This window comes from Komagataeibacter xylinus (assembly GCF_031081985.1).
Classification (GTDB): domain Bacteria; phylum Pseudomonadota; class Alphaproteobacteria; order Acetobacterales; family Acetobacteraceae; genus Komagataeibacter; species Komagataeibacter xylinus_E.
In genome coordinates this window covers 456187-462186 of sequence record NZ_JARWSK010000004.1, presented here as the reverse complement: position 1 = coordinate 462186, position 6000 = coordinate 456187, and the positions used below count along the sequence as shown (strand labels likewise).

Genomic DNA, 6000 nt, shown 5'->3' with positions numbered 1-6000 from the left:
GTGGCTGTGGCTGTGGCTGTGGCTGTGGCTGTGGCTGTGGCTGTGGCTGTGGCTGTGGCTGTGGCTGTGGCTGTGGCTGTGGCGTAGCCTCCTGGGGCGGCGGCGCAACCCCGGGCTGGTCAAAAAAGACCTGAATGCTGTTTTTTTCCGCCGGGGCCGCAGGCACGGGCGTGCGGGCGGGCAGCAGCCACGCGGCAATCAGGCCATGGCCCAGCACGGCGGCCACGATGGCCCAGCCCGCAAGCAGCCGCCCGCGCCGCCAGCCGGCGGGGCCGGTTGGCGTGACAAGAATCCGGCCTGCCGTTCTGTCCTGCTGCTGCACGCTTCCATCCATTGGGGCATGGGCGCGGGCTGCCTTGTCATTTGACAAATAGCCCCCGACCTCCGAGAACACTCTCCTGTTACCGCCTTATCCTACAACCGCAAAGAACCTGTCCATCATGGGCCAAGCCCGCCACCCCTTCCTGCATGACATGCCTGTGATCCGCTGGGTCATGGTGCTGTGCGCGTGCCTGGGGCTATGGGGCCAGTTGCTGGTTGAAAGCCGCAGCCTGCCCGGCGAACTGCCGCGCGGCACCATCATGCGGCTGACGGGAATAGATATTGCCCCCGTCGCCATGCAGGCGGACCGGCACGTAGCGCCTGCCCATCACCACATGGTGATGGCGAACGCGCCCCATCAGCATGGCAACGCGGCCCCCCATGGCCACGACCATGCCGAAGGCTGCCCGCTCTGCCCGCTCCTGCACCTGCCTGCCCTTGCGCTGGTGGTTCTGCCCTTCCTGCCCCTGCCGCCCATGGCATGGGCCGCCCACCGGCATGCCCCCCGCCAGCCCCGCGCGCCCCCTCCTGTTCCGCTGGGGCTGCCCCCGGCCTGCGGGCCACCTTCCATCTCCTGAACCCACGCGCTGCCGCAGGCCCTTACGGGCATGCGCGTTTTTCGTTTTTCCGTTCAGGACATGAAAAGTGACTTCCATGAAAAAAACGGCCACCCCCCTCGCGGTGGCCGCAGGCGGCTGCATGCTGGCAGCCTCCCTGCACCCGCTGGGCGCGCGCGCCCAGACAACCGTAACCCTGCCCGGCCTCTCGATCGAGGATATGGCGGACAGCACCCCCATGGGCGACCGCCTGCTTTCGGCGGCGTCCCCTTCCGCCGCGCAGCGCACGGCAGCCAGCCTGAGCAGCCCCGATGCCGCCAGCCTGTTTCGCAACCAGCCCGGTGTCAGCACGTATTCCGCAGGCGGCCTCGCTTCCCTGCCCGTGCTCAACGGCATGGCCGATGACCGCGTGGCCACCGTGGTCGATGGCGTGCGCATCGCCTCGGGCTGCCCCAACCACATGAACCCCGCCCTGTCCTTCATCGACCCCGACAGCGTGGACACGGCCACCGCCATAGCGGGCATAACCCCCGTCAGCATGGGCGGCGACAGCACCGGCGGCACGATCGATGTCGAACGCAAGGACCCGCAATTCGCGAAGCATGGCAAGGTGCTCGTGACCGGGCATGTCACCGGCACCTATCGCAGCAATGGCGGCGGCTATGGCGCCTCGGGCAGCCTGACGGTGGCGAATGACACGTTCAGCCTGCGCTACAATGCCTCCTACGCACAGGCGGGCGACTATGAGGGCGGCGGGGATGCGGGGCTTGTGCGCTCCACGAGCTACCTGACCTACAACCATGCCGTGACCTTTGGCGTGCACAAGGGCAACCACCTGCTTGCCCTGACCTTTGGCCAGCAGGACACCCCGCATGAGGGCTTCGCCAACCAGTACATGGACATGACGAACAACCGCTCCACCTTCGTCAACGGCAAGTATCTTGGCACGTTCGGCTGGGGCGAGCTTGAGGCGCGTGGCTACTGGCAGCGCGAGGACCACGCGATGGACTTCCTGCCCGACCGCGCCAAGACCACCCACATGCCCATGAACACCAATGCCCGCATGGCAGGCTACAGCATCAAGGCCACCATTCCCCTGGCGGAAGGCCAGACCCTGCGCCTGGGCAGTTCGTTCGACCATTCCGGGCTCAATGACTGGTGGCCGCCGGTTGCGGGCAGCATGATGATGGGGCCGGACACCTATCACAGCATCAATAACGGCCACCGCGACCGGCTGGGCCATTTTGTGGAGTGGGAGACCGCTTGGACCCCGCGCGTGACCACGCTGCTGGGCTTTCGCAATGATCTGGTCATGATGAATACCGGCCCGGTATCGGGCTATTCGTCCACCATGAGCATGATGAACATGGCCAACATCAAGGCGGCCAATGCGTTCAACACCACCGACCGGGGCCGGACGGACGTGAACTTCGATGTCACGGCCCTTGTGCGCTGGAAGCCGCGCCGCGACCTGACCATCGAGGGCGGCTATGCCCGCAAGACCCGCTCGCCCAACCTGTATGAGCGCTATGCCTGGGGGCGCTCGGCCATGGTCACGAGCATGATCAACTGGTTTGGCGATGGCAACGGCTATGTCGGCAACCCCGACCTCAAGCCCGAGGTGGCCAATACCGCCTCCATCACCGCCGACTGGCACGACCCCGATGGCGACCGGTGGGACCTGAAGGTCCAGCCCTACTACACCTATACCCACGACTACATAAACGCCTACCGCCTTGCCAGCGCAGGGCAGTTCTACACGCTGGGCTTCGCCAACCATAATGCCCAGAGCTACGGCATCAACGGCTCGGGCAATTACCGGCTGTGGCAGAACGCCCGCTTTGGCCGGGGCGAGATCGTGGCCAACCTCAACTGGGTGCGCGGGCAGGACCTGACCAATGGCGCGGGGCTGTACCACCAGATGCCCACCAATGGCAGCGTCACGCTGAACGAACGGTGGAAGAACTGGAGCGGCCGGGTCGAGATGACCTTCGTCAAGGCCAAGGACACGGTGGACTGGGTGCGCAACGAACCCCGCACCCCCGGCTATGCCCTGCTGGGGCTGGGCGGGCAGTATCACTGGCGCTACATGACGCTCGATGCCAGCATCGACAACGTGCTGAACCAGAAATACGAACTGCCGCTGGGCGGCTGGTCGCTGGCCGATTACGCCGCCACCGGCAGCCTGCGCGCGCTGCCCGGCATGGGCCGGTCGTTCAATGTGAGCCTGACGGCAAGCTTCTGACGGGATCGGGACGGGTCATCACGCCCCCGTCCCGCCTTCCCCGCCCGGCGTTTCCACCGTGGCGGGCGGGGAAGGCGCGCGGCCCGGCGTCATCTGGCCAAACCAGGCCAGCACCGGGCGCAGGCAGATGCCAAACATGATCAGCCCCGCCACCACGCCTGCCGCCGCCGCACCCTCAAGCCGCCACAGCCGGGTCATGCCATAAACCAGCGGCAGGTAGGTCACGGTGACGATGATGCGGGCGCGAAGCACGCGCGAGACCTGCCCGATCACGGTCAGCAGCGGCTCGAGCGGCACGATGCCCAGGCCCAGCACGGCACTGCCCAGCATGAGCATGATCAGGTGGCGGCCACCATGCCAGTGCACATGCAGCATCCATGTCAGCAGGATGTTGCCCATCAGCATCGCCACCCCCATGAGGGCTACGGAAAAACCGCCAATCGTCAAGAAAAGCTGCACGGTCACGCGCTTGATGCCGTACCAGTCCTGTTTGTCGCGCAGGCGGATGAATTCGGGGTAAAGGGCAGGCACCATGAGTTGCGCGGGCTTGGCGATCCCTTCGCCAATCTGGCGCGAGACGCGATAGACGGCGGCATCGGCAGGCCCAAGCAGGCCGCCTACGAGCAGCGTGCCGAACTGGTTAAAAACCGAACTCAGCACATGGTTGCCGCTGGTGGAAAGGGTGAAGCGCCAGATGCCCGGCGCATCGCCTTTCGCCAGGCGGGCAAACGGGTTGAAGCGGATGCCGCCCGCCAGCCGCAACTGCACAAGGCCCAGAACGGTGCTGGTGGTGAACATGGCCAGTTGCGTCATGCTCCACACCAGCAGGTAATAATCCAGCCCCATATGGTACATGAAGCCCAGCCCCGACCCCACGGTGCGCACCAGCGTGCCCGACAGGTCAACCAGCATGTTCAGCCAGAAGGTATTGCACAGCCGGAACACGCCCGCCGACCAGGAAAAATTCATGAACGCGATGGTGGTCATATACACCATCGCCGCCCCTTGATCAGCCGCAGGCCAGCCCATGGCGGTGCCAAACAGCGCCACGCCCAGCGTGCCCACCAGCCAGCCTACCCCGCCACTGAGGTAGTCGGCCCGCACGCAGAACGCCAGCACGCGCGAGAACTGCGCCCGCCTGCCATTGGTGAAGGGATCGGTGCCATAATGCAGCAGCGGCTGCCATGACTGCAGGTGCGTTGCGGTCGAGATGGCGGTGCCAAACGTGGTGACGAGCATGAGCACGCCAAAGCGCGACAGCCCCAATGCACGCACAGCCCAGGCGATGTAGAGGAAGCTGCATATGGCATTGGTCGCGCGGCCTGCGATCAGGAAGCCCGTATTGCCAAAAATACGCTTGAGCGCATCGCCCGATTCAGTTGCCATGGGTCACCACACGCACAGATACCCGCGCCCGGCGCGAAACCGGACACGTTCCTACAGAACAACAGGGGGAAACGATGGCGCAGGCTCCCTTGATTCAAGAACGGTCGCGGGCCGGAGGGGCATCCGGACCGACCGCGCCGGGCACTCTAGTGCGCCGAGGCTCCGGGGGCTAGTCCCTGCCGCGCATGGATTGCAAATGAGAGGCAGGCGGAACACAGGCCAGCGCCCAGCCGATCGCCATGAACAGCCACCCCGCCGTGGGCTGGGTCAGGAACGAACTCGTTGACTGCAACGGCCACAGTACCACCACGCACGCCACCGCCAGCATCAGCCGTTGCGGATCGCGCGTGGCTGTTGCAGCCCCAAGCCCCCTCCATGCCCGCGCCAGCACGCAGGCGGCAAAGGCTGCAAACAGCACCATGGCCGGCACGCCGCCCATGGTGCCCATGAGCAGGTAGAAATTATGCGGATGCAGGTTGCACCCCACGGCCGCGCCATGCACGCCTTCGCGCACGCCAAGCCAAGGCAGGCCATGAAAATACGCCGGATCGGGGCAGGCATGCCGGAACCCGTCAAACCCCAGCCCGAACCAGGGGTGCCGTTCGATCATCACGCCCGCGCGGATGAACAGCATGCCATACGGGCTATCGGCAAAACCCTGCATATGCGCGACAAAGTTGAGCACCAGCTTATGGTACGCCTGCGGGGCCAGCAGCGGCGACAGGGCCACGGCCCCCGCCCCCAGCACGCCTGTCACCCCCACCACGGCGCGCAGGCGGGGCACCAGTAGGCCACACAGCCCCATGGCCAGCAGCAAGCGCAAAAGCGGCATGCGCTGGGCAATCAGGACCATGGTCACCACCAGCCCCACCAGCAGCGCCCCGGCCATGATCCGCCCCCGCGCGCCCTCGCGCCGCGCGCGGTCAATCGCAAGCGGAAACAGGCCCGGCAGCGCCGTCATGACCAGCGCATGCCCCGCGCGTGGCGCCCATAGCGGGCCGAGCAGCGCGCCATCCGCCCAGCGTCCGTACCCCATGAAATTGCGCCCGCACAGATATTGCTGCCAGCACCCGGCCACCAGCCATATGGCCACGGCCCCATAAGCCCGGACCAGCATCTGGCGCGTGCGGGGATCGGGCAGAACCCAGTGCTGAAGGGCCGCGACAAAGACAAAATACCGCACGAACGCGATCGCCTGCATCACGCCATGCCCGGCAAGGAGGGAGGCCAGCACAATCTGCACCCACAGCAACGCAGCCGCCGCCACCCAGCCCTGCCGCAGCCAGGTCCAGTCGCGCTTCAGCAGGCTGTGGGCCACGAACAGGACGGCCACGGTGGTCATGGCAATTTCCGCAGGGGCAAGGGCATAAAGCAGCAGCAGGGGCATGGGCATGACCAGCCCGGTTGCAATCCTGCGCATCCATTGCTCAACGTGACGCATTCACCCTGCCCATCGTGCCTTGTGTCCGCGCCCGGTGTATCGCACCGGCA

5 protein-coding genes are annotated in these 6000 nt (G+C 66.0%); 3 read left to right on the top strand and 2 right to left on the bottom strand.

The window, feature by feature from the left end:
* The 3 genes from QEG70_RS10365 to QEG70_RS10355 form a co-directional block, all read left to right on the top strand.
* The coding region (locus QEG70_RS10365) for a hypothetical protein (protein ID WP_308720566.1) at positions 1 to 367 on the top strand (367 nt) is incomplete at its 5' end.
* A gap of 73 nt (positions 368 to 440) precedes the next feature.
* Positions 441 to 899: a DUF2946 family protein gene (locus tag QEG70_RS10360; RefSeq protein ID WP_308720565.1), complete on the top strand. Its 459-nt coding sequence runs from the start codon at positions 441 to 443 to the stop codon at positions 897 to 899.
* 67 nt (positions 900 to 966) lie between these two features.
* Positions 967 to 3123, top strand: coding sequence for a TonB-dependent receptor (locus tag QEG70_RS10355; RefSeq protein WP_374762585.1), 2157 nt, complete (start codon positions 967 to 969; stop codon positions 3121 to 3123).
* Between the two features lie 18 nt (positions 3124 to 3141).
* On the opposite strand, the gene QEG70_RS10350 is transcribed toward QEG70_RS10355, so the two are convergent.
* Together QEG70_RS10350 and QEG70_RS10345 are read right to left on the bottom strand one after the other, a co-directional pair.
* Positions 3142 to 4509 carry a lipopolysaccharide biosynthesis protein gene (locus QEG70_RS10350; protein ID WP_308720564.1) on the bottom strand — a complete coding sequence of 456 codons (1368 nt, stop codon included), beginning with the start codon at positions 4507 to 4509 and terminating at the stop codon, positions 3142 to 3144.
* Between the two features lie 169 nt (positions 4510 to 4678).
* Positions 4679 to 5950, bottom strand: a complete 1272-nt coding sequence (locus tag QEG70_RS10345; protein WP_308720563.1) for an O-antigen ligase family protein — start codon at positions 5948 to 5950, stop codon at positions 4679 to 4681.
* Positions 5951 to 6000: the final 50 nt, after the last annotated feature.